The sequence below is a fragment of the Sphingomonas cremea genome (assembly GCF_021502585.1).
Lineage (GTDB): Bacteria > Pseudomonadota > Alphaproteobacteria > Sphingomonadales > Sphingomonadaceae > Sphingomicrobium > Sphingomicrobium cremea.
Genome location: NZ_JAKFGM010000003.1, coordinates 124,322 through 148,018 on the forward strand (window position 1 = coordinate 124,322; position 23,697 = coordinate 148,018).

At 62.7% G+C, this 23,697-nt stretch carries 34 protein-coding genes and 1 pseudogene; 2 read left to right on the top strand and 33 right to left on the bottom strand.

The genetic code is table 11. The annotated features are described in order from the left end of the window. Window positions 1-67: 67 nt before the first annotated feature. Window positions 68-1,486: an FAD-binding oxidoreductase gene (locus tag LVY65_RS10800; protein WP_235068215.1), complete on the bottom strand. Its 1,419-nt coding sequence runs from the start codon at window positions 1,484-1,486 to the stop codon at window positions 68-70. Then, window positions 1,483-2,802: a metal-dependent hydrolase family protein gene (locus LVY65_RS10805; protein ID WP_235068217.1), complete on the bottom strand. Its 1,320-nt coding sequence runs from the start codon at window positions 2,800-2,802 to the stop codon at window positions 1,483-1,485. The genes LVY65_RS10800 and LVY65_RS10805 overlap by 4 nt, the downstream gene beginning before the upstream one ends. Before the next feature lie 61 nt (window positions 2,803-2,863). Here LVY65_RS10805 and LVY65_RS10810 point away from each other — a divergent pair, with 61 nt between their 5' ends. After that, complete coding sequence (locus tag LVY65_RS10810) at window positions 2,864-3,361, top strand: dihydrofolate reductase (RefSeq protein WP_235068219.1); 498 nt, start codon at window positions 2,864-2,866, stop codon at window positions 3,359-3,361. Here the strand turns inward: LVY65_RS10810 and LVY65_RS10815 are convergent. The 29 genes and pseudogenes from LVY65_RS10815 to LVY65_RS10955 all read right to left on the bottom strand — a co-directional run bounded on the left by LVY65_RS10815 (window position 3,358) and on the right by LVY65_RS10955 (window position 22,226). After that, window positions 3,358-3,885 carry an SRPBCC family protein gene (locus tag LVY65_RS10815; RefSeq protein ID WP_235068221.1) on the bottom strand — a complete coding sequence of 176 codons (528 nt, stop codon included), beginning with the start codon at window positions 3,883-3,885 and terminating at the stop codon, window positions 3,358-3,360. The genes LVY65_RS10810 and LVY65_RS10815 overlap by 4 nt on opposite strands. Window positions 3,886-3,982: 97 nt before the next feature. Continuing rightward, window positions 3,983-4,627: an adenylate kinase gene (locus LVY65_RS10820; RefSeq protein ID WP_235068222.1), complete on the bottom strand. Its 645-nt coding sequence runs from the start codon at window positions 4,625-4,627 to the stop codon at window positions 3,983-3,985. 34 nt (window positions 4,628-4,661) lie between these two features. Further along, window positions 4,662-6,032: a preprotein translocase subunit SecY gene (secY, locus tag LVY65_RS10825; RefSeq protein ID WP_235068224.1), complete on the bottom strand. Its 1,371-nt coding sequence runs from the start codon at window positions 6,030-6,032 to the stop codon at window positions 4,662-4,664. A 103-nt stretch (window positions 6,033-6,135) separates the two neighbouring features. Next, entirely contained in the window at window positions 6,136-6,690 is a 555-nt protein-coding gene (gene rplO / locus LVY65_RS10830) for a 50S ribosomal protein L15 (RefSeq protein WP_235068665.1), read from the bottom strand. 79 nt (window positions 6,691-6,769) lie between these two features. Next, window positions 6,770-6,946 carry a 50S ribosomal protein L30 gene (gene rpmD, locus LVY65_RS10835; protein WP_037499835.1) on the bottom strand — a complete coding sequence of 59 codons (177 nt, stop codon included), beginning with the start codon at window positions 6,944-6,946 and terminating at the stop codon, window positions 6,770-6,772. 6 nt (window positions 6,947-6,952) lie between these two features. After that, window positions 6,953-7,723, bottom strand: a complete 771-nt coding sequence (rpsE, locus tag LVY65_RS10840; protein ID WP_235068225.1) for a 30S ribosomal protein S5 — start codon at window positions 7,721-7,723, stop codon at window positions 6,953-6,955. Then, complete coding sequence (gene rplR / locus LVY65_RS10845) at window positions 7,724-8,077, bottom strand: 50S ribosomal protein L18 (protein WP_235068227.1); 354 nt, start codon at window positions 8,075-8,077, stop codon at window positions 7,724-7,726. Between the two features lie 3 nt (window positions 8,078-8,080). After that, complete coding sequence (gene rplF / locus LVY65_RS10850) at window positions 8,081-8,617, bottom strand: 50S ribosomal protein L6 (protein WP_235068228.1); 537 nt, start codon at window positions 8,615-8,617, stop codon at window positions 8,081-8,083. Further along, entirely contained in the window at window positions 8,617-9,012 is a 396-nt protein-coding gene (gene rpsH / locus LVY65_RS10855; protein WP_235068230.1) for a 30S ribosomal protein S8, read from the bottom strand. Before rpsH ends, rplF begins: the two co-directional genes overlap by 1 nt. Before the next feature lie 9 nt (window positions 9,013-9,021). Continuing rightward, the gene (gene rpsN, locus LVY65_RS10860; RefSeq protein ID WP_235068232.1) at window positions 9,022-9,327 is read right to left on the bottom strand and encodes a 30S ribosomal protein S14; all 306 of its coding nucleotides are present in this window, start codon (window positions 9,325-9,327) and stop codon (window positions 9,022-9,024) included. A gap of 22 nt (window positions 9,328-9,349) precedes the next feature. Continuing rightward, window positions 9,350-9,928 (bottom strand): 50S ribosomal protein L5, encoded by a 579-nt coding sequence (gene rplE, locus LVY65_RS10865; protein WP_235068235.1) that lies wholly within the window; start codon window positions 9,926-9,928, stop codon window positions 9,350-9,352. Continuing rightward, window positions 9,921-10,244, bottom strand: coding sequence for a 50S ribosomal protein L24 (gene rplX / locus LVY65_RS10870; protein WP_235068238.1), 324 nt, complete (start codon window positions 10,242-10,244; stop codon window positions 9,921-9,923). Before rplX ends, rplE begins: the two co-directional genes overlap by 8 nt. Beyond that, entirely contained in the window at window positions 10,244-10,612 is a 369-nt protein-coding gene (gene rplN / locus LVY65_RS10875; protein ID WP_235068240.1) for a 50S ribosomal protein L14, read from the bottom strand. The genes rplX and rplN overlap by 1 nt, the downstream gene beginning before the upstream one ends. A gap of 138 nt (window positions 10,613-10,750) precedes the next feature. After that, window positions 10,751-10,996: pseudogene (rpsQ, locus tag LVY65_RS10880) on the bottom strand (30S ribosomal protein S17); the annotation flags it as partial. Window positions 10,997-11,008: 12 nt separating this feature from the next. After that, a complete protein-coding gene (gene rpmC, locus LVY65_RS10885) occupies window positions 11,009-11,215 on the bottom strand; it encodes a 50S ribosomal protein L29 (protein ID WP_235068242.1) in 207 nt (68 codons plus the stop codon). Window positions 11,216-11,217: 2 nt separating this feature from the next. Beyond that, complete coding sequence (gene rplP, locus LVY65_RS10890; RefSeq protein WP_235068245.1) at window positions 11,218-11,649, bottom strand: 50S ribosomal protein L16; 432 nt, start codon at window positions 11,647-11,649, stop codon at window positions 11,218-11,220. Window positions 11,650-11,661: 12 nt separating this feature from the next. Then, a complete protein-coding gene (rpsC, locus tag LVY65_RS10895; RefSeq protein WP_235068246.1) occupies window positions 11,662-12,369 on the bottom strand; it encodes a 30S ribosomal protein S3 in 708 nt (235 codons plus the stop codon). Beyond that, window positions 12,369-12,746 carry a 50S ribosomal protein L22 gene (gene rplV, locus LVY65_RS10900; protein WP_235068247.1) on the bottom strand — a complete coding sequence of 126 codons (378 nt, stop codon included), beginning with the start codon at window positions 12,744-12,746 and terminating at the stop codon, window positions 12,369-12,371. Before rplV ends, rpsC begins: the two co-directional genes overlap by 1 nt. Then, entirely contained in the window at window positions 12,746-13,021 is a 276-nt protein-coding gene (gene rpsS / locus LVY65_RS10905; RefSeq protein WP_119531602.1) for a 30S ribosomal protein S19, read from the bottom strand. The genes rplV and rpsS overlap by 1 nt, the downstream gene beginning before the upstream one ends. 5 nt (window positions 13,022-13,026) lie before the next feature. After that, complete coding sequence (gene rplB / locus LVY65_RS10910; protein WP_235068248.1) at window positions 13,027-13,863, bottom strand: 50S ribosomal protein L2; 837 nt, start codon at window positions 13,861-13,863, stop codon at window positions 13,027-13,029. After that, window positions 13,863-14,186: a 50S ribosomal protein L23 gene (locus LVY65_RS10915; protein WP_235068250.1), complete on the bottom strand. Its 324-nt coding sequence runs from the start codon at window positions 14,184-14,186 to the stop codon at window positions 13,863-13,865. Before LVY65_RS10915 ends, rplB begins: the two co-directional genes overlap by 1 nt. Continuing rightward, entirely contained in the window at window positions 14,179-14,808 is a 630-nt protein-coding gene (gene rplD, locus LVY65_RS10920) for a 50S ribosomal protein L4 (protein ID WP_235068252.1), read from the bottom strand. Before rplD ends, LVY65_RS10915 begins: the two co-directional genes overlap by 8 nt. Before the next feature lie 3 nt (window positions 14,809-14,811). Beyond that, the gene (rplC, locus tag LVY65_RS10925) at window positions 14,812-15,678 is read right to left on the bottom strand and encodes a 50S ribosomal protein L3 (RefSeq protein ID WP_235068253.1); all 867 of its coding nucleotides are present in this window, start codon (window positions 15,676-15,678) and stop codon (window positions 14,812-14,814) included. A gap of 237 nt (window positions 15,679-15,915) precedes the next feature. After that, window positions 15,916-16,227, bottom strand: coding sequence for a 30S ribosomal protein S10 (gene rpsJ, locus LVY65_RS10930; RefSeq protein ID WP_235068254.1), 312 nt, complete (start codon window positions 16,225-16,227; stop codon window positions 15,916-15,918). A 171-nt stretch (window positions 16,228-16,398) separates the two neighbouring features. Then, window positions 16,399-17,589 (bottom strand): elongation factor Tu, encoded by a 1,191-nt coding sequence (tuf, locus tag LVY65_RS10935; protein WP_235068257.1) that lies wholly within the window; start codon window positions 17,587-17,589, stop codon window positions 16,399-16,401. Window positions 17,590-17,669: 80 nt separating this feature from the next. Then, window positions 17,670-19,766 (bottom strand): elongation factor G, encoded by a 2,097-nt coding sequence (gene fusA / locus LVY65_RS10940; protein ID WP_235068259.1) that lies wholly within the window; start codon window positions 19,764-19,766, stop codon window positions 17,670-17,672. A gap of 66 nt (window positions 19,767-19,832) precedes the next feature. Then, the gene (gene rpsG / locus LVY65_RS10945) at window positions 19,833-20,303 is read right to left on the bottom strand and encodes a 30S ribosomal protein S7 (RefSeq protein ID WP_235068261.1); all 471 of its coding nucleotides are present in this window, start codon (window positions 20,301-20,303) and stop codon (window positions 19,833-19,835) included. Between the two features lie 60 nt (window positions 20,304-20,363). Continuing rightward, entirely contained in the window at window positions 20,364-20,735 is a 372-nt protein-coding gene (gene rpsL / locus LVY65_RS10950) for a 30S ribosomal protein S12 (RefSeq protein ID WP_235068262.1), read from the bottom strand. A gap of 207 nt (window positions 20,736-20,942) precedes the next feature. Continuing rightward, window positions 20,943-22,226 (bottom strand): metal-dependent hydrolase family protein, encoded by a 1,284-nt coding sequence (locus LVY65_RS10955; protein WP_235068263.1) that lies wholly within the window; start codon window positions 22,224-22,226, stop codon window positions 20,943-20,945. 208 nt (window positions 22,227-22,434) lie between these two features. On the opposite strand from LVY65_RS10955, the gene LVY65_RS10960 reads away from it, so the two are divergent. Further along, a complete protein-coding gene (locus LVY65_RS10960; protein ID WP_235068265.1) occupies window positions 22,435-22,893 on the top strand; it encodes a YbhB/YbcL family Raf kinase inhibitor-like protein in 459 nt (152 codons plus the stop codon). On the opposite strand, the gene LVY65_RS10965 is transcribed toward LVY65_RS10960, so the two are convergent. Both LVY65_RS10965 and LVY65_RS10970 read right to left on the bottom strand, forming a co-directional pair. Then, the gene (locus LVY65_RS10965; protein WP_235068267.1) at window positions 22,894-23,295 is read right to left on the bottom strand and encodes a cupin domain-containing protein; all 402 of its coding nucleotides are present in this window, start codon (window positions 23,293-23,295) and stop codon (window positions 22,894-22,896) included. Beyond that, a complete protein-coding gene (locus LVY65_RS10970) occupies window positions 23,296-23,634 on the bottom strand; it encodes a DUF3140 domain-containing protein (RefSeq protein WP_235068268.1) in 339 nt (112 codons plus the stop codon). Window positions 23,635-23,697: the final 63 nt, after the last annotated feature.

Here is a 23,697-nt window from a genome sequence, read left to right on the forward strand (position 1 = left end):
CCGGACCTTCGGATTAGTGGCAGTTTCTAACCTAATGTATCGGGGGAAACCCCGGTATATGGCCGTCCTAGACGAGCTTACCGGGGTTCATCAGCTTGTGGGGGTCCAGCGCCGCCTTGATCGCCCTGATTGTCCGCATTCGATCCGGCGAAAGTCGCTCCAGCTCGTCCCGCTTCATCTGGCCGATGCCATGTTCGGCGCTGATCGAGCCGCCAATCGCCGTTACGAGGTCGTCAACCAATTGCGTTACTGCGGGCCCCTCCCGTTGGAGCCAGTCCGCTCCCCCCCGCTCGCCAGCACGAACATGAAAATGGATGTTCCCGTCGCCCAAATGACCGAACCCAGAGGCATGGGTACCGGGAAATGCTTGTTCAATCTCTGCAGCGGCGTCTGCCATGAACCGAGGCATGAGGTCGACCGGAACCGAGATGTCATGCTGGGTTGCGGGCCCAAAGGCAGCGCGCTCGGCCTCTGACAGGCTGTCGCGAATTCGCCAGAAGGCCTCCGCCTGCGCTTCGCTGGATGAGATAACAGCGTTTTCGACCATGCCCTTGTCGACAAGCGGTGCAAGCAGGCGAGCCAGCAAATCCTCAGGCGGTTCATCGCCGGGCTGACTGACGGTCGCCTCGACCAGCGCATGCCATGCATGGACGCCGTCCAATGGTGCACGCAGATCGGCAATATGATCGAGCGCCGCCTCCAGTGATTCCCGAGGCAAGATTTCGAAACCTTCAATCCTGTCGGTGCCCGCTTCCAGCGCGCGCAGAGTGTCGAGTGCAGCCTGCGGACTGGCCAGCCCGAGCCATGCCACGGCGCGCGAATGGATTGCGGGGAACAGCTTGAGCCTGGCAGCGGTAACGATTCCCAGCGTTCCTTCTGCGCCAATCAGCAGTTGGTCCAGACTGTACCCGCGATTGTCCTTCTTGAGACCGGAAAGGCCGTCATGGACGGTTCCGTCGGGTAGCACCGCCTCTATTCCATCGACCAGCGCCCGCATCGGCCCGAACCGCAGCACCTGCGTGCCGCCAGCATTGGTTGAAATGAGCCCCCCGATCGTTGCACTGCCCTTGGCGCCGAGCGTCAGTGGAAAGCGGACGCCCTTGGCAGCGACCGCTTCATGAAGGGTTTGCAGGATGACGCCTGCCTCGACCACGGCCCGCATGGTGCCCTTCTCGATCGAGCGAATGCGGTTCATCCGCCTCAATGACAGGATCAGCGCGGACCCATCTGCCGGAGGCGTCGCCCCGCCGACCATCGACGTATTGCCGCCCTGCGGCACCAGCGCGATCTCCAACTCGGCCGCTAGTGCAATCATCGCCGCGACTTCTTCAGTCGATCCCGGCTGCAGGATGGCGTCCGACCTACCATGCCATCGGCCTCGCCAGTCGGTCAGCCACGGTTCGATGTCTGCCGGCTCAGTGACCGCCGCGCGCTCGCCAAAACGAGCCCGGACACTGTCAATCAGCTGTTGGCGCGCGCCTGTCATTTCCGGGCCCAGCGATCGCAGCGCTCGGCCGCGTCGCCGCGATAAATCAGCCGGCCGCCCTGGATCACACCATCTATGCATTGGAGAACGGTAATATCGACCAGCGGATCGCGACCGACCGCAACGAAATCGGCTACGTGACCGGCCGTAACAGAGCCCAGCTCCTCATGTCCCAGGGCCTTGGCAGCTTCGCTGGTTGCACTTGCAAGCGCCTGCATCGGCGTCATGCCATAGCGGACCATATAGCCGAACTGGCGGGCATTGAGGCCGTGCGGATAGACACCCGCATCCGTGCCGTACGTCAGCGGCACGCCAAGTTTCACTGCCTTGGCAAAGCCCTGGCGTTGAAGGTCGGTCGTGTCGCGGTTCTTCTTCAAATATTCGGCAGGCCAATGGTCGCGGGTTCCAATCTCGTCGATCCAGTCGCCGTCATAGATATCCATGTCGAGCCAGACGCCACGATCCTTCGCAAGCCGAAGCCCTTCATCGTCGACTAGCGAAGCATGCTCGATCGTTCGGGCGCCAGCCCGAATCGCCGCCTTAATTCCTTCCGCGCCGTGGGCATGCGCGATGCAATATTTCCCAAGAACCTTGGCCTCGTCACATGCCGCCTGCATTTCCTCGGGAGTCAGCTCCAGCGCCCCGGGTTCGCTGCCGATCGCGAGGACCGCACCGGTCGCTATCAGCTTGATGAAGTCGGCGCCGCTGCCGATGAGGTTCCGCACCTTCTGGCGCGCATCAACTGGGCCGCGCACCTCGCCGATCCGGAATTCCGGCCCGATCACGGTTCCCGGCTTCGCCCCGGTGACCGCGCCCCCGCCGCCCGGAATCGTAATATAGCCGCCCGCCACGAACATTCGCGGTCCTTCGACTTCGCCCGCCGCGATCGCATTGCGAAGTGCGACATCGGTTAGCCCGCGATAGACGCCGACGTCGCGAACCGTGGTGAAGCCCGCGTGAAGCGTGATACGCGCCATTTCGGCGCCCTTGAGGACGGTCGCTCCCTCGCTGTGGGTCAGCGGCTCGGCCGGGTCATCGCCCTGACCATAGCCATCGGCCACATGGGTATGGAGATCGATCAGGCCGGGAAGGACCCATTTGCTCGACCAATCGATCAACCGGCCATCGGCACGCACGCCTTTCCATGGCCGATCACTAACGATCTTGCCATCGGTGATGATCAACTCCCGGTCATGGGTGACCGTCCCCGTTCCCGGGTCGATCAGGTGGCCGGCGCGCAGCTGGACCGTTTCTGCGCCCGCGGACGCGGAAAATGATGCCGCCAGCATCAACATACCCATCAGCCTGACTTGCATCTTACATCTCCTCGTCACGCATGGGCTTTGCAAAGGCGGGCGTCCGAGGCAAGGTGCCGCCATGGCCCGCCCTCCAATTACCATTGTCCTCGCCCGTGCTATCAATGGCGTCATCGGCAAGGATAATCGGCTGCCTTGGCACATTCCCGGCGATTTGAAGCGGTTTAAAGCGCTGACAATGGGCAGCGCGATGATCATGGGACGCAAGACCTTCGACAGCCTTCCCGGAATCCTCCCGGGTCGCCGGCACATCGTCATGACTCGCGATCACGACTGGCAGGTTGAAGGGGTCGAGGTGGCGTATGACGTCGATAGCGCGATCAAGACGGCAGGATCGACGCCGATTTCGGTCATCGGCGGCGCGGCGATCTTCGGACTGTTTGAGCCGCTTGCCGACAAGATCGAATTGACCGAGGTGATTGCAGAGGTCGATGGCGACGTGACGATGCCCGACCTCCGTTCGAGCGAGCGCTGGCGGGAAGTCGCCAGCGAAGACCATATGCCAACAGCCGGCACGCCCGCCTGGCGTACGGTGACATTGGTAAAAGCCAAGGCCTAACGCTTCGGCGCTCCTCCCGCCGCAAACACGCGGAACCGCTTCATTTGTTCACCCAGCACCTGGTCGACCGCAGTTGCCAGTTTTTCCGCGTTGCCGTTGGCAAAACCCGCAGCGCGGTAATTCATCGTGACGCGCGATCCGCCCGCGATTCGCTCAACCTTGACGTCCATCACGCCTGTCGTGGCTTCGTAGAGCAACGGCCCGAGACTGCCAGTCAACACCACCCGCTCGCCGGGTTGAAGGTAGGCGACCCGCAAATGCTCGATCCCACCGCCGCCTTCCAGCGTTTCGCAGAAGCAGCCCCCCGGTCGCATCTGCAGCGACAATCGCGCCGCATCGCCGGAGTAGGTATGGTCCTTGGACCACCACTGCGCGACCTCACCGAACGCGCTGAAGGCCTTTGGTTGGGGAATGACGAGATTAACGACATGCTGAATCTCAAAGCCATGCGGCTCGGCGCTGATCACTTCAGCGGCGGCAGGAGTGGCGAATAGGGCAGTGAGACCTAAAAACAGGAACCGCATAACAACCCCCTTCTCGTCATTGCGAGGAGCGCAGCGACGCGGCAATCCAGGTATCGCCGGATTGCTTCGCTACGCTCGCAATGACGAACCGGTTTGTCTAGCTATCGAGAACGGCGTCGATCGCCGCTGCAACCTCTTCGACGCTACCCATGCCATCGATCCGTCGGACCAGCCCCTTCTCTTCATAGTAGGGAAGGATCGGTGCGGTCTTGGCGCGATATTCGGCCATGCGGGTGCGAACCGTCTGCTCGTTGTCGTCGGGGCGCCGCTTGAATTCATGGCCGCCGCAGACATCGCAGGTGCCTTCAACCTTTGGCCGGTGGAGGCTGTCATGATAGCCCGCGCCGCACGTCGCGCAGGTAAAGCGGCCTATAATACGGTCGACCAGCACTTCCTCATCGACGATCAGTTCGATCACATGGTTGAGCTTGCGGCCCCGCTCGCCGAGCAGGATCTCGAGCGCCTGCGCCTGGTGCTTCGTGCGCGGAAATCCGTCGAAGATGGCCCCGTGATCGCCCGCGCTGTCTAGCCGCTCGCCAATCAGCGCGGAAACGATCGCGTCCGAAACCAGCTCTCCCGCTTCCATGACCGCCTTGGCCTTGAGCCCGGTCGGCGTACCCTTGGCAACAGCTTCGCGAAGCATGTCGCCGGTCGACAGCTGGATCATGCCGCGATTGCGCTGCAGCCGCTGCGCCTGGGTTCCCTTGCCCGCCCCCGGAGGCCCCAGCAGGATAATGTCCACTTTTGAAGCCCTCCCCGTTGGCGCGGCGACACCGTTACCGGCGGCGCCCACCCTTCAACTTCGCCTTCTTGATCAGATCGCCATATTGGTGCGCGATCAAGTGGCTCTGAATCTGGCTGACCGTGTCCATTGTCACATTGACCACGATGAGCAAGCTGGTGCCTCCCAGGTAGAAGGGAACCCCCGCCTGGCTGAGCGCAATCTCCGGAATGAGGCAGATCGTCGTGAGGTAGGCAGCGCCGATCACGGTGATACGGTTGAGCAAGTAATCGAAATAATGCTCGGTCGCCTTGCCGGGACGAATGCCGGGAATGAAGCCGCCATGACGCTTCAGATTCTCCGCGGTTTCCTCGGAGTTGAACTGCACCGCGGTGTAGAAGAAGCAGAAAAAGATGATGCCGGATGCGTAAAGCAGCAGGTAGAGCGGCGCTCCATGCTGCAAATAGGTGCTTACGGTGATCAGCCAGTCGCTCGACGAATTGTCGGGCTGGCCCGCTCTGCCACCGGCGAATTGGAGGACCGTCAGCGGCATCAGCAGCAGCGACGAAGCGAAGATCGGCGGAATTACCCCCGCCGTGTTGATCTTGAGCGGCAAATGGCTGCGCTCTTGCTGCATCATTCCCCGGGCCGTCTGGCGCTTGGGATATTGGATCAGAACCCGACGCTGGGCGCGCTCCATAAAACAGATGAACATGACCAGCACGACCACGGCGATCACGATGCCGAAGACCAGGATCGGGTCCAGCGTTCCGGAGCGACCGCCCTCGAACAGCTGGGCCAGGTGCCGCGGCATGGAGGCCACGATTCCGGCCATGATGATCAGCGAAACGCCGTTGCCGATGCCGCGGCTGGTGATCTGCTCGCCGATCCACATCAGGAATAGGGTTCCGCCGACCAAGCTGATCGTTGCAGCGACGCGGAACAGCATTCCGGGTTCGACCACTGCGGCGACGCCCTGGGTCGCCGCCCAGCCTTCGAGGCCAACGGCGATGAAATAGCCTTGAACCGTCGTCAGCAGCACGGTCAGGTAGCGCGTATATTGGTTGAGCTTCTTGCGCCCCGTCTCGCCTTCTTTCTTGAGCACCTTCCAGGGCTCGTAGAGCGAGGCGCCCAACTGCACGACGATCGAGGCGGTGATGTAAGGCATCACGCCAAGTGCGACGATCGACATGCGCGACAGGCTGCCGCCAGAAAAAGTGTTGAAGAAGTCGAGCACGCCGCCCTGCTGCGTCTGGAACAGCGAAGCCAGCGCGCGCGGGTCGATGCCTGGGATCGGGACGAATGAAAGCAATCGGAATAGCACCAGCGCCCCAAGCGTGAACCACAGGCGCTTCTTTAGCTCGGTCGCCTTGGAGAAACTTGCCAGCGAAATATTGGCTGCCAACTGTTCGGCTGCGGATGCCATCGATTATCCCTAGAAAAATTTAGGCGGCGACGGGCATCAGCCCCCCGCCGCCCGATATAGTCACTGGAAGGCCGTTGCGAAGCCCCCAATCCTTAGAAAGCAGTCAGGCCTTCGCCGCAGAGTTCTTGGCTGCCTTGTCGGCCAACCGCGCCTCGCGAGCCTTGCCCTTCTTGGCAGCGGCCAACGCGGCACTATCCTTCTTCTCCAGGATCTCAACCTTGCCGCCAGCCTTTTCGACCGCCTCGATCGCGCCCTTCGACGCGCCGGCGACCTTGAAGCTGATCTTGGTCTTCAATTCGCCCTTGCCGAGCAGGCGGACGCCGTCCTTGCCCCCACGCGCCAAGCCAGCGGCCTTCAGCGCGCCATGGTCAAGCACACCCTTGATGTCGATCTTGCCGGCATCAATCAGCTTCTGGACGGCGCCAAGGTTCACCTCGGCATAATCCTTGGCGAAGATGTTGTTGAAGCCACGCTTCGGCAGCCGCATGTGGAGCGGCATCTGGCCGCCCTCGAAGCCCTTGATCGAAACGCCGGAGCGGCTCTTCTGGCCCTTCTGACCGCGGCCAGCGGTCTTGCCCAGGCCCGAACCGATGCCGCGACCGACGCGAACGCGGCTCTTGCGGGCACCAGGATTGTCGCGGAGTTCGTTGATCTTGATAGTCATGTCTTGCACTCGCTTTCGCTTTTGTCGCGCATGAGGCCGGTCGGCTGAGCCGCCGGCCCCGATACTCAAATGGTTAGTCTTCGACCTTCAGCAGGTGCGCGACCTTGCGCACTTGGCCGAGCACTTCCGGCGTGGCTTCGACCTCAACCGTGCGATGCATCTTGTTGAGGCCCAGGCCGACGAGGGTCGCCCGCTGGGTCTTGTGACGGCGGATCGGCGATCCGGTCTGGGTGATCTTGATCTTGGCCATCACTGATTACTCCGTGACCGCGTCGGCGGTCGCTTCCGCCTCGGCGGCGGCCAGGCCGCCACGACCGAGAAGGTCGGCGACCTTCTTGCCACGGCGCTGCGCGACCGAACGAGGGCTGGTCTGATCCTTCAGCGCCTCGAAGGTCGCACGGATCATGTTGTAGGGGTTCGACGTGCCGACCGACTTGGTGACCACGTCGTGGACGCCAAGGCTCTCGAACACGGCGCGCATCGGGCCGCCGGCAATGATACCGGTACCGGCCGGAGCGGCGCGAACCGCGACCTTGCCGGCGCCGAAGTGGCCCTTGCCGTCATGATGCAGCGTGCGGCCATCGCGCAGCGGAACGCGGATCATCGCCTTCTTGGCGGCCGCAGTCGCCTTGGAGATGGCTTCCGGCACTTCGCGAGCCTTGCCGTGACCGAAGCCGGCGCGGCCCTTGCCGTCGCCAACCACGACCAGCGCGGCAAAACCGAAGCGCTTGCCGCCCTTCACAGTCTTGGAGACGCGGTTGATGTGAACGAGCTTTTCAATCAGCTCCTCGCCACCCTCGTCGTCGCCACCGCGACCGCCACGGCGATCGTCGCGACGACCGCGGTTGCCGCCGCGATTGTCACGGCCACCGCCGCCACGACCACGGCCGCCACGCGGACCGCGAGCTTCGCGGCCTTCCGGAGCGCCGGGAGCGGCCTCAGCCGGAGCGGCTTCAACCGGAACCTGGGGCTCGGCAGTCGCTTCGGTGGGAGCTTCCACCTGCGGGGTTTCGTTTTCGTCAGCCATTTAGAACTCCAATCCGCCTTCGCGGGCGGCATCGGCCAGGGCCTTTACCCGACCATGGAACAGGAAGCCGCCGCGGTCGAACACGACCGCCGAAACGCCCGCCTTCTTGGCGCGCTCGGCCAGGGTCTTGCCGACTTCGGCAGCACCGTCGCGAGTTGCGCTGGTCTTGCCGCGCAAATCCTTATCCAGCGTCGAGGCCGAAACCAGCGTCTTGCCGGCAGCATCGTCAATGACCTGGGCATAGATATGCTTGCCTGAGCGGTGAACCGACAGACGCGGCTTGCCCGCGGCGCGCGCACGAAGCGCGGTGCGGACACGGCGCCGGCGGCGATCGAAGAGAGAGAGTTTAGCCATGGCTTACTTCTTCTTGCCTTCTTTGCGGAAGATATACTCGCCGCGATATTTGATGCCCTTGCCCTTGTAGGGCTCCGGCTTACGCCAGCGGCGGATTTCGGCGGCCACCTGGCCGACCTTCTGCTTGTCGATGCCGCTGATCTCGACCGTAGTATTGTCCGGGGTCTTGACGTCGACACCTTCAGGCACGGCGAAGTTGACGTCGTGGCTGTAGCCGAGCTGCAGCTTCAGGTTCTTGCCCTGAGCCTGGGCGCGGTAGCCGACGCCGGTGATCTCGAGCACCTTGCTGAAGCCCTCGGTGACGCCAGTCACCAGGTTTTGCACGTTGGTGCGCTGCATGCCCCACGCGGCGCGGTTGCGCTGCGCGTCGACAAGCGGCGTCACGCGGATTTCGCTTTCGGCGATCTCATACTTAACCAGGTCGTCGAGCAGCTGCATCGACAGCGTACCCTTGGGGCCTTTCACGGTCAGGGTCTGGCCCTCGACAGTGGCCGAAACGCCCGAAGGCATCGCGACCGGCTTTTTACCGATGCGGGACATTAGAACACCTCCGCCAGTACTTCGCCGCCGACATTCTGATCGCGCGCTTCCGCGTCCGACAGAACGCCGCGAGGCGTCGAAACGATGGTGATGCCCAGCCCGTTGCGAATGCGCGGCAGCTCGCGAGCGCCCGAATAGACGCGGCGACCCGGCTTCGACACGCGAGCCAGATGCTGGATCGCGGGCTGGCCCTCGAAATATTTCAGCTCGATGCGCAGGCCTTTCTGGCCGGCAAGCTCTTCCTCGGTATAGCCGCGGATATAGCCTTCGCGCTGAAGCACATCGAGCACGTGGGAACGCAATTTGGAAGCGGGCGTCAGGATTGAATCCTTGCGCGCCTGCTGGCCGTTGCGAATGCGGGTGAGCATATCACCCAAAGGATCGGTCATCGGCATAGCGTGCCCTTACCAGCTCGACTTGGTGAGACCGGGAATCAGGCCTTTATTGCCCATTTCCCGGAGCATGATCCGCGACAGGCGGAACTTGCGATAATATCCGCGCGAACGGCCGGTCAGCTCGCAGCGGTTGCGGATGCGGGTCGGGTTGCCGTTGCGCGGCAGCTCGGCCATCTTCAGGCGCGCGATCAGGCGCTCGGTCTCATCGACCGACGTGTCGTTCGCTTTCGCCTTGAGCTTCGCAAGCTTCGCCGCGGTCTTCGCGACGAGCGCTTTGCGACGCTCATTCTTGTTCACGGAACTCAGTTTCGCCATGACTTAAGTTCTCCAGCGCCGCTTACGCGGCTTCTTTCTGTTCGTCGGCCGGGAAGGGGAAGTTGAAGAGGCGCAGCAATTCGCGCGCTTCCTCGTCCGTCTTCGCGGTCGTGGTGATGATGACGTCCATGCCCCGGACCTTTTCGATCTGGTCATAGTTGATCTCCGGGAACACGATCTGTTCCTTGAGACCCATCGCGTAATTGCCGCGGCCGTCGAACGACTTGGGGTTCAGCCCACGGAAGTCGCGAACGCGCGGGAGGGCGATCGTGACCAGCCGGTCGAGGAACTCGTACATACGCTCGCGGCGCAAGGTGACCTTGCAACCGATCGGCATGCCTTCGCGCAGCTTGAACTGAGCGATCGACTTCTTCGCCTTGGTGATCACCGGCTTCTGGCCCGAGATCTTTTCCATCTCAGCCGCGGCCTGCTCGACCTTCTTCTTGTCCTGGGTCGCCTCGCCGACGCCCATGTTGATGACGATTTTTTCGAGCTTCGGCACTTCAAGAGCATTCTTGTAGCCGAACCTCTCGGTCATCGCCTTGGCGATGCGCTCGTCATAGTCCTTGCGCAGACGCGGCGTGTACTTCGCATCAGCCATCGATCTTCTCCCCGGACCGCGCAGCAACGCGGACCTTCTTGCCGTCCTTGGCAAACTCGAAACGGACGCGGGTCGCCTTGCCGTCCTTGGGGTCGACGATCGCGACCTTCGAAACGTGCATCGGCGCTTCCTTGCGCTCGAGACCGCCCTGCGGATTGAGCTGGGTCGGCTTGCGGTGACGGGTCGCGACATTGACGCCCGACACGATCACCTTGCCGTCCTTCGGCATCGACGTGACGACTTCGCCCGTCTTGCCCTTGTCGCGGCCCGACAGGACCACGACCTTGTCACCCTTGCGGATCTTCGCGGCCGACATCACAGCACCTCCGGCGCGAGCGAAATGATCTTCATATGCTTCTTCGCGCGCAGCTCACGAACCACCGGCCCGAAAATACGGGTGCCGATCGGCTCTTCGTTCTTGTTCACCAGCACTGCCGCGTTGGTGTCGAAGCGGATCACCGAGCCGTCGGGACGGCGGATGTCCTTGGCGGTGCGCACGATCACCGCACGGTGAACGTCGCCCTTCTTCACGCGGCCGCGCGGAGCGGCTTCCTTGACGCTGACGACGATGATGTCGCCAACGCCAGCGGTGCGGCGCTTCGATCCGCCCAGCACCTTGATGCACTGAACGCGCTTGGCGCCACTGTTGTCCGCAACCTCTAGGTTGGACTGCATCTGGATCATGAGTTCAGTCCTTCCTTATGCTTCGGTTGCTTCGGGCTCGGCCTTCTTGGCCTTGCCCTTTTCAGCCTTGGCCGGGGTGGCCGGCTTGGCCACCGCGACCGGCTTCGAGACATCGGTCTCGACGATATCGGCCACTTCCGCGGGGGCGGCGCCAATACGATCGAGCACGGTCCAGCTCTTCAGCTTGGAAACCGGCGCGCACTCCTGGATGCGCACTTGCTCGCCCGACTTATAGGCATTGCCTTCGTCGTGGGCGTGATACTTCTTCGACAGCTTGATGATCTTGCCATAGAGCGGGTGCTTCACCCGCCGCTCGACACGGACCACCACCGTCTTGTCACCCTTGTCCGACACCACGGTGCCAGTGAGGACGCGCTTCGGCATCTCAAATACTCCTTACGCCTTGGCCGCCGCGCGAGCGCGGTCGGACTGCAGCGTCTTGATCCGGGCGATGGTGCGGCGCACCTCGCGAACCCGGCTCGGCTTCTCGAGCTGGTTGGTGGCGGCCTGGAAGCGCAGGTTGAACTGCTCGCGCTTCAATTCCGCCAGCTGGGTTGCCAGCTGGTCCTCGGTCTTCACAACCAGATTTTCCTTCTTGGCCATGATCAGTCTTCCTCAACCATCGATTCACCCAGGCGGGCGACGACCTTGACCTTGATCGGCAGCTTTTCGGCGGCGCGCTCGAAGGCAACTTTGGCGAGCGGGCCGGGAACGCCGTCCAGCTCGAACAGGATGCGGCCCGGCTTCACGCGGGCTACCCAGAATTCCGGCGAACCCTTGCCCGAGCCCATGCGGACTTCGGCCGGCTTCGACGACACGGGGACGTCCGGGAAAATGCGGATCCACAAGCGACCCTGACGACGGATGTGACGCGTGATCGCGCGGCGGGCCGCCTCGATCTGGCGCGCAGTGATCCGGTCCGGCTCCATCGCCTTCAGGCCGAACGAGCCGAAATTGAGCTCGGTGCCGCCTTTGGCGTTGCCGTGAATCCGGCCCTTGAAGGCCTTGCGGAACTTGGTGCGTTTCGGTTGCAGCATGTCCTTAGTTCCTTAGCGGCGATCGTCGCGCGCCGGGCGGACGCCCGACGTTTGAGCGTCCATCATGAGGCGGTCCTGAGCGAGCGGGTCATGGCCGAGGATCTCGCCCTTGAAGACCCACACCTTGACGCCGCAGACACCGTAAGCGGTGTGCGCTTGCGCTTCGGCGTAATCGACGTTGCCACGCAGCGTGTGCAGCGGAACGCGACCCTCGCGGTACCATTCAGTGCGCGCGATTTCCGCGCCGCCCAGACGGCCGGCGCAGGTGATACGAATGCCCTCAGCGCCGAGCCGAAGTGCCGATTGAACGGCCCGCTTCATGGCGCGGCGGAAAGCGATACGACGCTCGAGCTGGTCGGCGACGCCCTGCGCGACGAGGCGCGCGTCGATCTCCGGCTTGCGGATCTCGACGATGTTCAGGCTGACTTCCGACCCGGTCATCTTGCCGAGCAGCTTCTTCAGCTTCTCGATATCGCTGCCCTTCTTGCCGATGATGACACCGGGGCGGGCGGCATAGATGGAAATGCGGCACAGCTTGGCCGGGCGCTCGATGACGACCTTCGAGATCGCCGCCTGAGGCAGCGTCTTGAAGATATACTGGCGGATCTTGAGATCCTCGAGCAGCAGACGGCCATAGTCCTGACCCTCAGCGAACCAGCGGCTGTCCCAGGTCCGATTGATCTGGAGACGAAGGCCGACGGGAGACGATTTCTGACCCATTACGCTTCTTCCTGCTCGCGAACGACGACGCGAAGGCGGCTGAACGGCTTCTCGATACGGGTCGAGCGGCCGCGAGCGCGGGTCGCGAAGCGCTTCATGGTGATCGACTTGCCGACCGACGCTTCGGCGACGATGAGCGCATCGACGTCAAGGTTGTGGTTGTTCTCGGCGTTGGCGACCGCCGAAGCGAGTACCTTCGCCACCTCGGGCGCCATGCCCTTGGTCGAGAACTTCAAGATATTGAGCGCTTCCTCGACCTTGCGGCCGCGGATCAGGCCCGCGACGAGGTTGAGCTTCTGCGCCGAACCACGGATCATGGTGCCGACGGCAAGCGCTTCCTTATCGCCGACCTTGCGGGGGGATGCGGGCTTGGACATTAGCGCTTACCCTTCTTGTCGGCAGCGTGGCCCGGGAAGAAGCGCGTCGGCGCAAATTCACCAAGCTTCATGCCAACCATGTCCTCATTGACCGACACCGGCACGAACTTGCGGCCGTTGTAGACATTGAAGGTCAGGCCGACGAACTGCGGCAGGATGGTCGAACGACGTGACCAGGTCTTGATCGGCGCGCGCTTGCTTGCCTCCTGAGCGGCTTCTGCCTTCTTCAGGAGCGAAAGCTCGACGAACGGACCTTTCCAAACGGAACGAGCCATCTCGGTTAGCCCTTCTTCTTCGCGTGACGCGACCGGATAATGAACTTGTCGGTCGCCTTGTTGTGACGGGTGCGAGCACCCTTGGTCGGCTTGCCCCACGGGGTAACCGGGTGACGGCCGCCCGAAGTCCGGCCTTCGCCACCGCCGTGCGGGTGGTCGACCGGGTTCTTGGCGACGCCGCGGGTCAGCGGGCGCTTGCCCATCCAGCGGGTACGTCCGGCCTTGGCCAGCGTCTGGTTGGCGTTGTCGGGGTTCGACACCGCGCCAACGGTCGCCATGCAGTCGGAGCGAACATAGCGCGTCTCACCCGAGTTCAGGCGGACGATGACCATGCCCTTGTCGCGGCCGACGACCTGCACATAGGTGCCTGCCGCGCGAGCGATCTGGCCGCCCTTGCCGGGCTTCAGCTCGACATTGTGGACGATGGTGCCGACCGGCATCTGGCCGATCTCCATTGCGTTGCCGGGCTTCACGTCGACCTTCTTGCCGGCCACGACCTTGTCGCCGGGCGCGAGGCGCTGCGGCGCAATGATGTAAGCCTGCTCGCCACCTTCATAGGTGACAAGCGCAATGAATGCCGAACGGTTCGGATCATATTCGAGACGCTCGACGGTCGCCGAAACGTCCCAGGTGCGACGCTTGAAGTCGACCAGGCGATAACGCTGCTTATGACCGCCGCCGATGCCACGCGAGGTGACCTGGCCCTTGTTGTTGCGGCCACCGGTCTTGGTCTTGCCTTCGGTCAGCGCCTTCACCGGCTTGCCCTTGTAGAGCTGCGTCCGGTCGACGAGGATCAGGCCACGGCGGGCCGGGCTCGTCGGCTTATATTGCTTGAGAGCCATTACGCCTTGACCCCTTCCGTAATGTCGATCGACTGGCCTTCGGCCAGCGTGACGATCGCTTTCTTCGAGTCAGACCGCGTGTAGGGCTTGCCCTTCCACTTCTTGGTCTTGCCTTTGGTCACGATCGTGTTGACGCCGGTCACGGTTACGCCGAACAGCGCTTCCACGGCCGCCTTGATCTCGGGTTTGGACGCCGTGCCAGCGACCTTGAACACCACCGCGTTATGTTCCGACAACATGGTCGACTTCTCGGTGATGTGCGGCGCGAGCACGATGTCATAGTGGCGGATATCGACCGCCCCTGCTGCCTGCTTCTTAGCCATTGAACCGGGCCTCCAGCTTTTCAACCGCGGCGCGGGTCAGGACCAGCGTCTCGTGGCGCATGATGTCGTAGACGTTGGCGCCAATCGCCGGGAGAAGGTTGATCCCCTCCAGGTTCGACGAAGCGCGGGCAAAGCCGACGTTGAGCGCGTCACCATCGATCACCAGCGCGGTCTTGCCGAAGCCGAGCTTGCCGAGCTTCGCCTGCAATGCCTTGGTCTTCGCTTCCTCGCCCATGTCGAGATTGTCGAGGACGATGAGCTGGCCGCCCTTCGCCTTGGCCGACAACGCCATCCTCAGGCCAAGCGCCCGAACCTTCTTGTTGAGGCTCGAGGTGAAAACGCGAGCCCGAGGGCCGTGTGCCTTGCCGCCGCCAATGAAGATCGGAGCGCGGCGATCGCCGTGACGAGCCGTGCCGCCACCCTTTTGACGACCGAACTTCTTGCCCGTGCGAGCGACGTCAGCGCGCTCACGAGCCGCACGCGCCGGAGCGCGACGGTTGATGAGCTGCCACGTCACAACGCGGTGCAGGATGTCGGCGCGCGGCTCGACGCCGAACACTTCGTCGTCGAGCTGGATGTCGCCGCCAGCCTTGGCGTCGAGGGTCTGAACCTTGACCTTCATCGCTTAGCCTTCCTTGCTCTCGTCGGCGGCAGGCGTTTCGCCCTCCGCGTCCGAGTCCTGAACTTCCGCAGCGCCAGCTTCCTGCTCGGCTGCGATCGCCTTCACTTCCTCATCGCTGGGAAGCGCCGGAATTTCGTGCACCGCCGCTTCGTCGACGAACCCCGCCGGGGCGTGCTCGACAACGATCTCGGCGGCATTCTCGAGGAGGCCGGCCGGATATGGCGCACGCTCGTCACGCGGCAGCTTGATCGCGTCTGAAACGGTCAGCCAGCCACCCTTGGAGCCGGGGACCGAGCCCTTGACGAACAACAGGCCGCGCTCGGCGTCCGTACGGACGATCTCGAGGTTCTGTTGGGTGCGATTGCGCGCACCCATGTGGCCGGCCATCTTCTTGTTCTTGAAGACGCGGCCCGGATCCTGGCGGTTACCGGTCGAGCCGTGCGAACGGTGCGAAACGGAAACGCCGTGAGTGGCGCGAAGACCACCGAAGTTCCAGCGCTTCATCGCGCCGGCAAAGCCCTTGCCCTGGGTCACGCCCGAAATGTCGACCATCTGGCCGGCAACGAAATGATCGGCGGTAATCGTCGCACCGACATCGAGGAGCGCATCCTCGGCGACGCGGAATTCGACCACGCGAGCCTTAGGCTCGACCTCGGCCTTGCCGAAGGCCACCCGCTGCGGCTTGTTGACATTCTTCGCCTTGGCCGTACCGGCGCCCAGCTGGACGGCGGTATAACCGTCGCGATCCTTCTCGCGGCGGCCAACGACCTGTACGTCTTCAAGCTGGAGAACGGTGACGGGCACATGGCGCCCGTCCGCCTGGAACAGGCGGGTCATCCCCATCTTCTTAGCGATCACGCCAGTGCGCATGATCCACACTCCTACAGAGGCCCCGTCCCGCTTCTCGCGATCGGGGGCGTGCGGCCCGTGAAACTATGCGTGCCCCGCTTGGGCCATTCCCGCGTGAACGGGATGCGGGGGACGCAGTCCGGAATGCCTTGAAGGGCGTTCCGCGGTATCCCTTGATCCGTTGCGGCGCTTTCTTAAGCGCCACGTCGATCCTTAAGTCAGGATCGTGCGGCCGAATCTGGCCGCGGTGCCAGCCCCTTAGGCTAGCCTGATCTCTACGTCTACACCCGCGGCGAGATCGAGCTTCATTAAAGCGTCGACCGTCTGCGGCGTCGGCTGGACGATGTCCAGGAGCCGCTTGTAGGTGCGGACCTCAAACTGCTCGCGCGACTTCTTGTCGACGTGCGGCGAACGGTTGACGGTGAACTTCTCGATGCGCGTCGGCAGCGGAATGGGACCGCGGATAAGAGCACCCGTGCGCCGAGCCGTATCAGCGATGTCGCCAGTTGCCTGGTCGAGCACGCGATGATCAAAGGCCTTGAGGCGAATCCGGATGTTTTGCGTTTCCATGTCCACTTACCGATGCGAAAGAGCCTGAGTGCCGCCTTCAGCCGAAGGCATTACCCTTACATAAAAAGCCAAGCGCGACACTGGCCGTCCGGCCGACGCCGCGCTCAACTGAAAACTGGTTGCGGGCCGCTCATTTCCCGTGTGCGAGAATCGCGCGGCCCGCGCCCTATATTACTTCGAGATCGAACCGACAACCCCTGCGCCGACGGTCCGGCCGCCTTCGCGAATTGCGAAGCGCAGACCCGGGTCCATGGCGATCGGAGCGATCAGCTTGACGCCAAGCGTGACGTTGTCGCCCGGCATGACCATCTCGGTGCCTTCCGGCAGGACCACTTCGCCCGTCACGTCGGTCGTGCGGAAGTAGAACTGCGGACGGTAGTTGGCGAAGAACGGCGTGTGGCGGCCGCCCTCGTCCTTCGAGAGGACATAGACTTCCGCCGAGAAGTCGGTGTGCGGCTTGATCGAGCCCGGCTTGCACAGGACCTGACCACGCTCGACGTCCTCACGGCCAATGCCGCGAATCAGCGCGCCGATGTTGTCGCCGGCCTGGCCCTGGTCGAGCAGCTTGCGGAACATCTCAACGCCGGTGACGACGGTCTTCTGGGTGTCGCGGATGCCGACGATTTCGACTTCCTCGCCGACCTTGACCACGCCGGTCTCGACACGGCCGGTGACGACGGTGCCACGGCCCGAGATCGAGAACACGTCTTCGATCGGCATCAGGAACGGCTTGTCCAGCGGACGCTCCGGCTGCGGGATCCACTCGTCAACGGCGGCCATCAGCTTGAGGATCGCCTCACGGCCGATCTCGGGATTCTTGTCCTCGAGCGCGGCGAGCGCCGAACCGGAAATGATCGGAATATTGTCGCCGTCGAAATCGCGCTTGGAAAGCTCCTCGCGGATTTCGAGCTCGACCAGCTCGAGCAGCTCGGGATCGTCGACCTGGTCGACCTTGTTCAGGAAGACGACCATGGTCGGAACGCCGACCTGCTTCGCCAGCAGGATGTGCTCCTTGGTCTGCGGCATCGGGCCGTCAGCGGCCGAAACCACCAGGATCGCGCCGTCCATCTGGGCAGCGCCGGTGATCATGTTCTTCACATAGTCGGCGTGGCCCGGGCAATCGACGTGCGCATAGTGGCGCTTGTCGGTCTCATACTCGACGTGAGCGGTCGAGATGGTGATGCCACGCTCGCGCTCTTCCGGAGCCTTGTCGATGTTCGCATAGTCGACGTAGGTCGCGCCGCCGGTCTCGGCCAGCACCTTGGTGATCGCCGCGGTCAGCGACGTCTTGCCGTGGTCCACGTGACCGATGGTGCCGATGTTGCAGTGCGGCTTCGTCCGCTCAAATTTCGCCTTCGCCATTTTACGCCTCTTCTTCTCTTAAGGTAATTCGGGCGGCGCTCGCCCTAGTTGCGAGCGCGCCCTTAGCGACAAATTATAGGTTACGCCAGCTTCGCCTTCACTTCGTCGGCGACGTTCTGCGGCACCTCGTCATAATGCGAGAACTGCATCGAGTATTGCGCCCGGCCCTGGGTGAACGAACGCAGCTGGTTCACATAGCCGAACATGTTGGCCAGCGGGACCATTGCCTCGACTGTCTGGGCATTGCCCCGGCTGTCGGTGCCCTGGATCTGGCCACGACGAGAATTCATGTCGCCGATGACGTCGCCCAGATATTCCTCGGGAGTGACGACCTCGACCTTCATGATCGGCTCGAGCAGCTTGATGCCGGCCTTTTGGGCGGCTTCGCGCATTGCTCCGCGACCGGTAATTTCGAATGCCAGCGCCGACGAGTCGACGTCGTGATACTTGCCGTCGGTAAGGTGGACCTCGAAATCGATGATCGGGAAGCCGATCAACGAACCGGTCTCGGCGGTCTCGCGCATGCCCTTCTCGACCGAGGGGATATATTCCTTGGGAACGTTACCGCCCTTGATCTCGTCGAAGAACTGGAAGCCCGAGCCGCGCTCGCCGGGGACGAGGTTGACGCGCACTTCGCCGAACTGGCCCGAACCACCCGACTGCTTCTTGTGAGTGTAGGTTAGCTCGACTGGCTTCGCGAGATATTCGCGATAGGCGACCTGCGGCGCACCGACATTGGCCTCGACCTTGAACTCGCGCTTCATGCGGTCGACCAGGATCTCGAGGTGAAGCTCGCCCATCCCCTTGATGATGGTCTGGCCCGACTCATGGTCCGAGGTCACGCGGAACGACGGGTCCTCGCGAGCGAGACGATTGAGCGCGATGCCCATCTTCTCCTGGTCGGCCTTGGTCTTCGGCTCCACCGCAACCTCGATGACCGGATCAGGAAATTCCATCCGCTCAAGGATGATCGGGGCATTGGCCGCGCACAGCGTATCACCGGTGGTGGTGTCCTTGAGGCCCGCCAGCGCAACGATGTCGCCCGCGTAAGCGACCTGGATGTCTTCACGGTCGTTGGCATGCATCAGCAGCATGCGACCGACCTTTTCCTTCTTATCTTTGACCGAGTTGGTCACCTGGCTCGCCGTCTCGAGCTTGCCCGAATAGATGCGCGCGAAGGTCAACGTGCCGACGAACGGGTCGTTCATGATCTTGAACGCCAGCGCCGAGAAGGGCGCATCGTCGGCCGGTGCACGGGTGTCGGTGGTCACGCCGTCCATCTTGAGGCCCTCGACCGGCGGAATGTCCAGCGGCGAAGGAAGATAGTCGATGACCGCGTCGAGCAGCGGCTGCACGCCCTTGTTTTTGAACGCCGAGCCGCAAAGCACCGGCACGAACGAGAAGTTCAGCGTGCCCTTGCGGATCAGCTTCTTCAGCGTGGCGATGTCGGGCTCGGTACCCTCGAGGTAATGCTCCATGACCTCGTCGTCTTGCTCGACGGCCATTTCGATCAGCTCCTGGCGAGCAGTCGCAGCGGCGTCGGCGAGATCGGCCGGGATTTCTTCATAAACGAACTTCGCGCCCAGGCTCTCGTCGAGCCAGATGATCGCGCGGTTCTCGACCAGGTCAACCAGGCCCTTGAAGCCGCCCTCGATGCCGATCGGCAGGTAAAGCACGGCCGGGCGCGCGCCGAGACGATCCTTGATCATGTCGACGCAGCGCTCGAAATTGGCGCCGGTGCGGTCAAGCTTGTTGACGAAGCACATCCGCGGAACGTTATACTTCTCGGCCTGCCGCCAGACGGTCTCCGATTGCGGCTCGACACCGGCAACGCCGTCGAAGCAAGCAACGGCACCGTCGAGCACGCGCAGCGAACGCTCTACCTCAATGGTGAAGTCGACGTGGCCCGGGGTATCGATGATGTTGATGCGGTGCTCTTCGCCCTTGCCCTCATCGGCACGCCAGAAGCAGGTCGTCGCCGCGGAGGTGATGGTGATCCCGCGCTCTTGCTCCTGCTCCATCCAATCCATGGTGGCGGTGCCTTCATGCACTTCGCCGATCTTGTAGGACTTGCCGGTGTAATAGAGGATGCGCTCGGTCGTGGTCGTCTTGCCGGCATCGATGTGGGCCATGATGCCGATGTTGCGATAGCGGTCGAGCGGATGGCTGCGGGCCATGGTCTGAGCTTCCTTGAATTTATGGGGGACCGGCCGGGCCGGTCCGCCATGATATAGGTACGAAAATTACCAGCGGTAGTGCGAGAAGGCGCGGTTGGCTTCGGCCATGCGGTGCGTGTCTTCGCGCTTCTTGACGGCGTTGCCGCGGTTCTGCGACGCGTCCATCAACTCGCCCGACAGTCGGCCGGACATGGTCTTTTCAGAACGGCTGCGCGCCGCCGAGATCAGCCAGCGGATTGCCAGCGCCTGCGCGCGCTCGGTGCGCACTTCGACGGGGACCTGGTAGGTCGCACCGCCGACGCGGCGGCTGCGGACCTCGATGCCCGGCTTCACATTGTTTAGCGCATCATGAAAGACCTGAATGGGGTCCTTCTTGAGGCGGGCCTCGACGTTCTCGAGCGCCGTGTAGACGATGCTTTCAGCTACCGACTTCTTGCCGTCGAGCATGACTGAATTCATGAACTTCGACAGGACGAGATCCCCAAACTTGGGATCGGGAAGGATGACGCGCTTTTCCGGGCGACGACGACGGGACATAGGAAATTCCTTTCAGAGCGGCGCGCCAGCTCACTCAAGCGGCGCAGCCGACGATCCAGCTTATTTCGGGCGCTTGGCGCCGTACTTCGAGCGCGACTGCCTGCGGTCCTTCACGCCCTGCGTGTCGAGGACGCCGCGAAGCACGTGATAACGCACACCCGGAAGGTCGCGCACACGGCCGCCGCGGATAAGCACAACGGAGTGCTCCTGCAGGTTGTGGCCCTCACCCGGAATGTAGCTGATGACCTCGCGGCTGTTGGTCAGGCGCACCTTGGCGACTTTCCGCAGCGCCGAGTTCGGCTTCTTCGGGGTGGTGGTATAGACACGGGTGCAGACGCCGCGCTTTTGCGGATTCTGCTCCATCGCAGGGACCTTCGACTTGGCCTTCTGCGGTTCGCGACCCTTGCGGATCAGCTGGTTGATCGTCGGCATGAAGCCTTCACCTTTCGTTGCCGGAGCATTCCGGCGGTTACTTTGCGCAACGCAAAAGCGCGAACGCCTGGCGGCTTTCGGCCACCCGGCCCTCACGTCGTTGAGCAATGTTCAGCTCTTGTCCGAGGGGGTGGGCGAAGAATCGCCAGCCCTCCGGACGAGCGGCCCATTACGGGGGAATGCCTTGCGGGTCAACGGGGGTGGGGATTACCCCCCGACCACGACCTCACCACGCGCCATCACGAAGTCGACGCTCTTGAGGAGCTTGACGTCGCTCAGCGGATCGCCTGTCACCGCAATGATATCCGCCGACTTTCCGGGTTCGATCGTCCCTGCCTCCGCCGCCACGCCCAGCAAATCGGCAGCATTGACGGTTGCGGCCTTGATTGCTTCCACCGGCGGCATGCCAAATTTGACCATCAGTTCGAACTCTTCGGCATTGCGGCCATGCTTTGAGACGCCGGCATCGGTGCCGAAGGCGATCTTGACGCCGGCGGGATAGGCTTTGGCCAGTGATTGGCCGGTGATGCCGATCCGCCAATCGATCTGTTTCCTCACCTCGGGCGTGTAGGCGTTGGGGTCTTTCGCAAGACGTTCGATATAGCCATTCACGGTCGACAGTGTCGGGACGTAATAGGCGCCGCTCGCCTTGAACAGGCGAATGATCTCGTCGTCCATCACCGTGCCATGCTCGATCGAGTCCGCTCCCACGCGCAGCGCAAGCTTGGTGCCGTCAGCGCCGTGGGAATGCACCGCGACCTTGCGACCATAGGCATGGGCAGTGTCGACCAGCGCTCGCGCTTCATCCTCATACATGCGCGTCGAAAGGCCCGTACCGCTATTGACCCCGCCAGTGGTGGCGAATTTGATCACGTCCGCGCCGCGGTCGACCTGACGACGAACTACCTTACGGCAGCTTTCGACGCTGTCGCAGAGGTTTTCCGGTTCGCGCAGCTGCGCCACAAGCGCGTCGTTGAGTGCGCCGCGGCCATCCATGTGTCCTCCGGTGGTCGAAATCGACTGACCGGCATCGATGATCCGTGGACCCTGGACCCAGCCCCTTTTGATGGCTTCACGAAGCGCCAGAGTGGCGCCATCGTCGCCAAGATTACGCACGGTTGTAAATCCGGCGCGGAGCGTCTTCATCCCGTTCCATTGCGCCTCAAGCGCGTGCATTTGCGGCTCTTCCCGGACTTCGGCGAGAAGTCCCTGTTCCCCACCGCAATCGGACGACAGGTGAACATGGCTGTCGATCAGCCCGGGCAGCACCGTCTTTGAGCTGAGGTCGATCAATGTCGCGCCTGGCTCTACTTGCGTCAGCCTTTCGGTGACCGATACGATGCGTCCATTGTCGACGACAATCGTCGATGGCCCACGAACCGCCTTGCCCGGTACGTCGATCAATCTCCCCGCATGGATATAGGTCGGCGCGGCCTGCGCACTCGACACCGCCAACGCTGCCAGCGCCGATCCCATCAACAACTTGAACAAAATGGCTCTCCCCGGATTCGTTTTGGGGCAACTTAAGCAGGCGTCGGCGGGACGCAACTGGAGGAACTGCCCGGTCTCACTGCACGTTGATTACAGCATAATGAAAACGGCGACGTCTCAGCGGCTAGCGCCCGCGCTGTTGCTCATGTCTCTCGCAAGCTGCGGGGCGAGAAGCCGAACCGCAAGCGAAGCACGCGGAGAGGGACCGATGGAAAAAACCGCACTTTCGACATTTGCCTTGACGAGCGAAGCCTTTGCCAGCGGACAGGCAATCCCATCCCAATTCACTTGCGACGGCGTCAACCGACCACCCCCACTGACCTGGTCTGAGCCACCCGAAGGCACCCATAGCTTCGCATTGATCGTAGACGATCCTGATGCGCCGGGTGGCACATTCCGTCACTGGGCCGCATATGACATTCCCGCCAATGCCCGCTTAATTGGCGAGGGAATTCTCCAAGCGACCAACGACTTCGGCAAGGCCGGCTACGGCGGCCCCTGTCCACCGAAGGGCCACGGGTTGCACCGCTATCGGTTCAAACTGCTTGCGCTCAATGTCGACAAGCTAGGAGCCGGTCCGAAGCCGAGTGCTGCCCAGATAGAAGCGCTGGCCGCCGGCCACCTTATTGGCCGGACGGAATTAGTCGGCACATACGAACGGAAATAGCTACTCGGTTGCGCGACCGTCCCATTCCTCATGAGAATGGCGCGCATCGGCGTCGGCCTTGGTCGACTGGACTACGCCATCCTTATGCTCGGGTGGGCCATAAAGCGTGTAAAGCTTGAGCGGGTCATCGCCGGTGTTCCGGACATTATGTCGTGCCCCGGCGGGCACAATCACGCCGCTGCCATCCACGACATCATAGGTGTTGTCGTCGATATCGACCTGCCCGCGTCCCTCCTCGAACCGAAAGAACTGGTCGCGATCCTTGTGAATCTCGGCTCCGATTTCCTCCCCGGCCTGAAGCGTCATCAGCACCAGCTGCAGGTGATGGCCTGTATAGAGTACGCGGCGGAAGTCGGAGTTGCTCGTAGTCTGATGCTCGATGTCGTCGTGATAGCCGTTCATTCACGCCTCCTTGGTCGGGTCGTGACCCCAGTTCATCAGCGAATAGCGCCAGCGCGACGTATAGATATTCTCCGGGCGTTGGGCTCGATGACGATGCACATAGCCGACGACCTTGCGCATATGGGCGATATCGTCGCCGGTCACCTCATGCGCCTTCTTAGCGAGGATGGAAACGATCCGGCGCCCGCTGGCGTGGCCGACGCTTTCGGTGGATCCTGGGCGCTTGAAGCCGACCACGTGGCTTTCCGGCGTCTCCAGCCATTCGGCCAGCTCCGATGCGGTCATGTTGACTGCCTGGGCAAATTGCCGGCGAACATGTTGTGGATCGAGCTTTGACATTGGCGACATAACCTCGACGCGCGCCTAAGGTTCAATGGCAATTCTCGATAGGAGTGATCGATC

What these genes read in the sequence shown, in the direction of transcription:
- rplP (WP_235068245.1), bottom strand. Translation starts at nt 11,649, where the DNA reads ATGCTGCAACCGAAACGCACCAAGTTCCGCAAGGCCTTCAAGGGCCGG.
- rpmD (WP_037499835.1), bottom strand. Translation starts at nt 6,946, where the DNA reads ATGGCCAAGATCAAGATCACCCAGACCGGATCGCCGATCCGCCGTCAC.
- rpsC (WP_235068246.1), bottom strand. Translation starts at nt 12,369, where the DNA reads ATGGGTCAGAAATCGTCTCCCGTCGGCCTTCGTCTCCAGATCAATCGG.
- rpmC (WP_235068242.1), bottom strand. Translation starts at nt 11,215, where the DNA reads ATGGCCAAGAAGGAAAATCTGGTTGTGAAGACCGAGGACCAGCTGGCA.
- rpsN (WP_235068232.1), bottom strand. Translation starts at nt 9,327, where the DNA reads ATGGCGAAACTGAGTTCCGTGAACAAGAATGAGCGTCGCAAAGCGCTC.
- rplF (WP_235068228.1), bottom strand. Translation starts at nt 8,617, where the DNA reads ATGTCCCGCATCGGTAAAAAGCCGGTCGCGATGCCTTCGGGCGTTTCG.
- rpsJ (WP_235068254.1), bottom strand. Translation starts at nt 16,227, where the DNA reads ATGGAAACGCAAAACATCCGGATTCGCCTCAAGGCCTTTGATCATCGC.
- rpsH (WP_235068230.1), bottom strand. Translation starts at nt 9,012, where the DNA reads ATGCCGATGACCGATCCTTTGGGTGATATGCTCACCCGCATTCGCAAC.
- LVY65_RS10805 (WP_235068217.1), bottom strand. Translation starts at nt 2,802, where the DNA reads ATGCAAGTCAGGCTGATGGGTATGTTGATGCTGGCGGCATCATTTTCC.
- LVY65_RS10915 (WP_235068250.1), bottom strand. Translation starts at nt 14,186, where the DNA reads ATGGCTAAGAAGCAGGCAGCAGGGGCGGTCGATATCCGCCACTATGAC.
- rpsS (WP_119531602.1), bottom strand. Translation starts at nt 13,021, where the DNA reads ATGGCTCGTTCCGTTTGGAAAGGTCCGTTCGTCGAGCTTTCGCTCCTG.
- LVY65_RS10970 (WP_235068268.1), bottom strand. Translation starts at nt 23,634, where the DNA reads ATGTCAAAGCTCGATCCACAACATGTTCGCCGGCAATTTGCCCAGGCA.
- rplB (WP_235068248.1), bottom strand. Translation starts at nt 13,863, where the DNA reads ATGGCTCTCAAGCAATATAAGCCGACGAGCCCGGCCCGCCGTGGCCTG.
- rpsL (WP_235068262.1), bottom strand. Translation starts at nt 20,735, where the DNA reads ATGCCGACGATCAACCAGCTGATCCGCAAGGGTCGCGAACCGCAGAAG.
- rpsG (WP_235068261.1), bottom strand. Translation starts at nt 20,303, where the DNA reads ATGTCCCGTCGTCGTCGCCCGGAAAAGCGCGTCATCCTTCCCGATCCC.
- fusA (WP_235068259.1), bottom strand. Translation starts at nt 19,766, where the DNA reads ATGGCCCGCAGCCATCCGCTCGACCGCTATCGCAACATCGGCATCATG.
- rplE (WP_235068235.1), bottom strand. Translation starts at nt 9,928, where the DNA reads ATGGCTGATGCGAAGTACACGCCGCGTCTGCGCAAGGACTATGACGAG.
- rplR (WP_235068227.1), bottom strand. Translation starts at nt 8,077, where the DNA reads ATGGCTAAACTCTCTCTCTTCGATCGCCGCCGGCGCCGTGTCCGCACC.
- LVY65_RS10800 (WP_235068215.1), bottom strand. Translation starts at nt 1,486, where the DNA reads ATGACAGGCGCGCGCCAACAGCTGATTGACAGTGTCCGGGCTCGTTTT.
- rplV (WP_235068247.1), bottom strand. Translation starts at nt 12,746, where the DNA reads ATGTCCAAGCCCGCATCCCCCCGCAAGGTCGGCGATAAGGAAGCGCTT.
- LVY65_RS10965 (WP_235068267.1), bottom strand. Translation starts at nt 23,295, where the DNA reads ATGAACGGCTATCACGACGACATCGAGCATCAGACTACGAGCAACTCC.
- rplX (WP_235068238.1), bottom strand. Translation starts at nt 10,244, where the DNA reads ATGTCGGCCGCGAAGATCCGCAAGGGTGACAAGGTCGTGGTCCTGTCG.
- rplN (WP_235068240.1), bottom strand. Translation starts at nt 10,612, where the DNA reads ATGATCCAGATGCAGTCCAACCTAGAGGTTGCGGACAACAGTGGCGCC.
- rplC (WP_235068253.1), bottom strand. Translation starts at nt 15,678, where the DNA reads ATGCGCACTGGCGTGATCGCTAAGAAGATGGGGATGACCCGCCTGTTC.
- secY (WP_235068224.1), bottom strand. Translation starts at nt 6,032, where the DNA reads ATGGCATCCGCAGCCGAACAGTTGGCAGCCAATATTTCGCTGGCAAGT.
- rplD (WP_235068252.1), bottom strand. Translation starts at nt 14,808, where the DNA reads ATGAAGGTCAAGGTTCAGACCCTCGACGCCAAGGCTGGCGGCGACATC.
- LVY65_RS10810 (WP_235068219.1), top strand. Translation starts at nt 2,864, where the DNA reads ATGGCCCGCCCTCCAATTACCATTGTCCTCGCCCGTGCTATCAATGGC.
- rpsE (WP_235068225.1), bottom strand. Translation starts at nt 7,723, where the DNA reads ATGGCTGACGAAAACGAAACCCCGCAGGTGGAAGCTCCCACCGAAGCG.
- LVY65_RS10815 (WP_235068221.1), bottom strand. Translation starts at nt 3,885, where the DNA reads ATGCGGTTCCTGTTTTTAGGTCTCACTGCCCTATTCGCCACTCCTGCC.
- LVY65_RS10960 (WP_235068265.1), top strand. Translation starts at nt 22,435, where the DNA reads ATGGAAAAAACCGCACTTTCGACATTTGCCTTGACGAGCGAAGCCTTT.
- tuf (WP_235068257.1), bottom strand. Translation starts at nt 17,589, where the DNA reads ATGGCGAAGGCGAAATTTGAGCGGACGAAGCCGCACTGCAACATCGGC.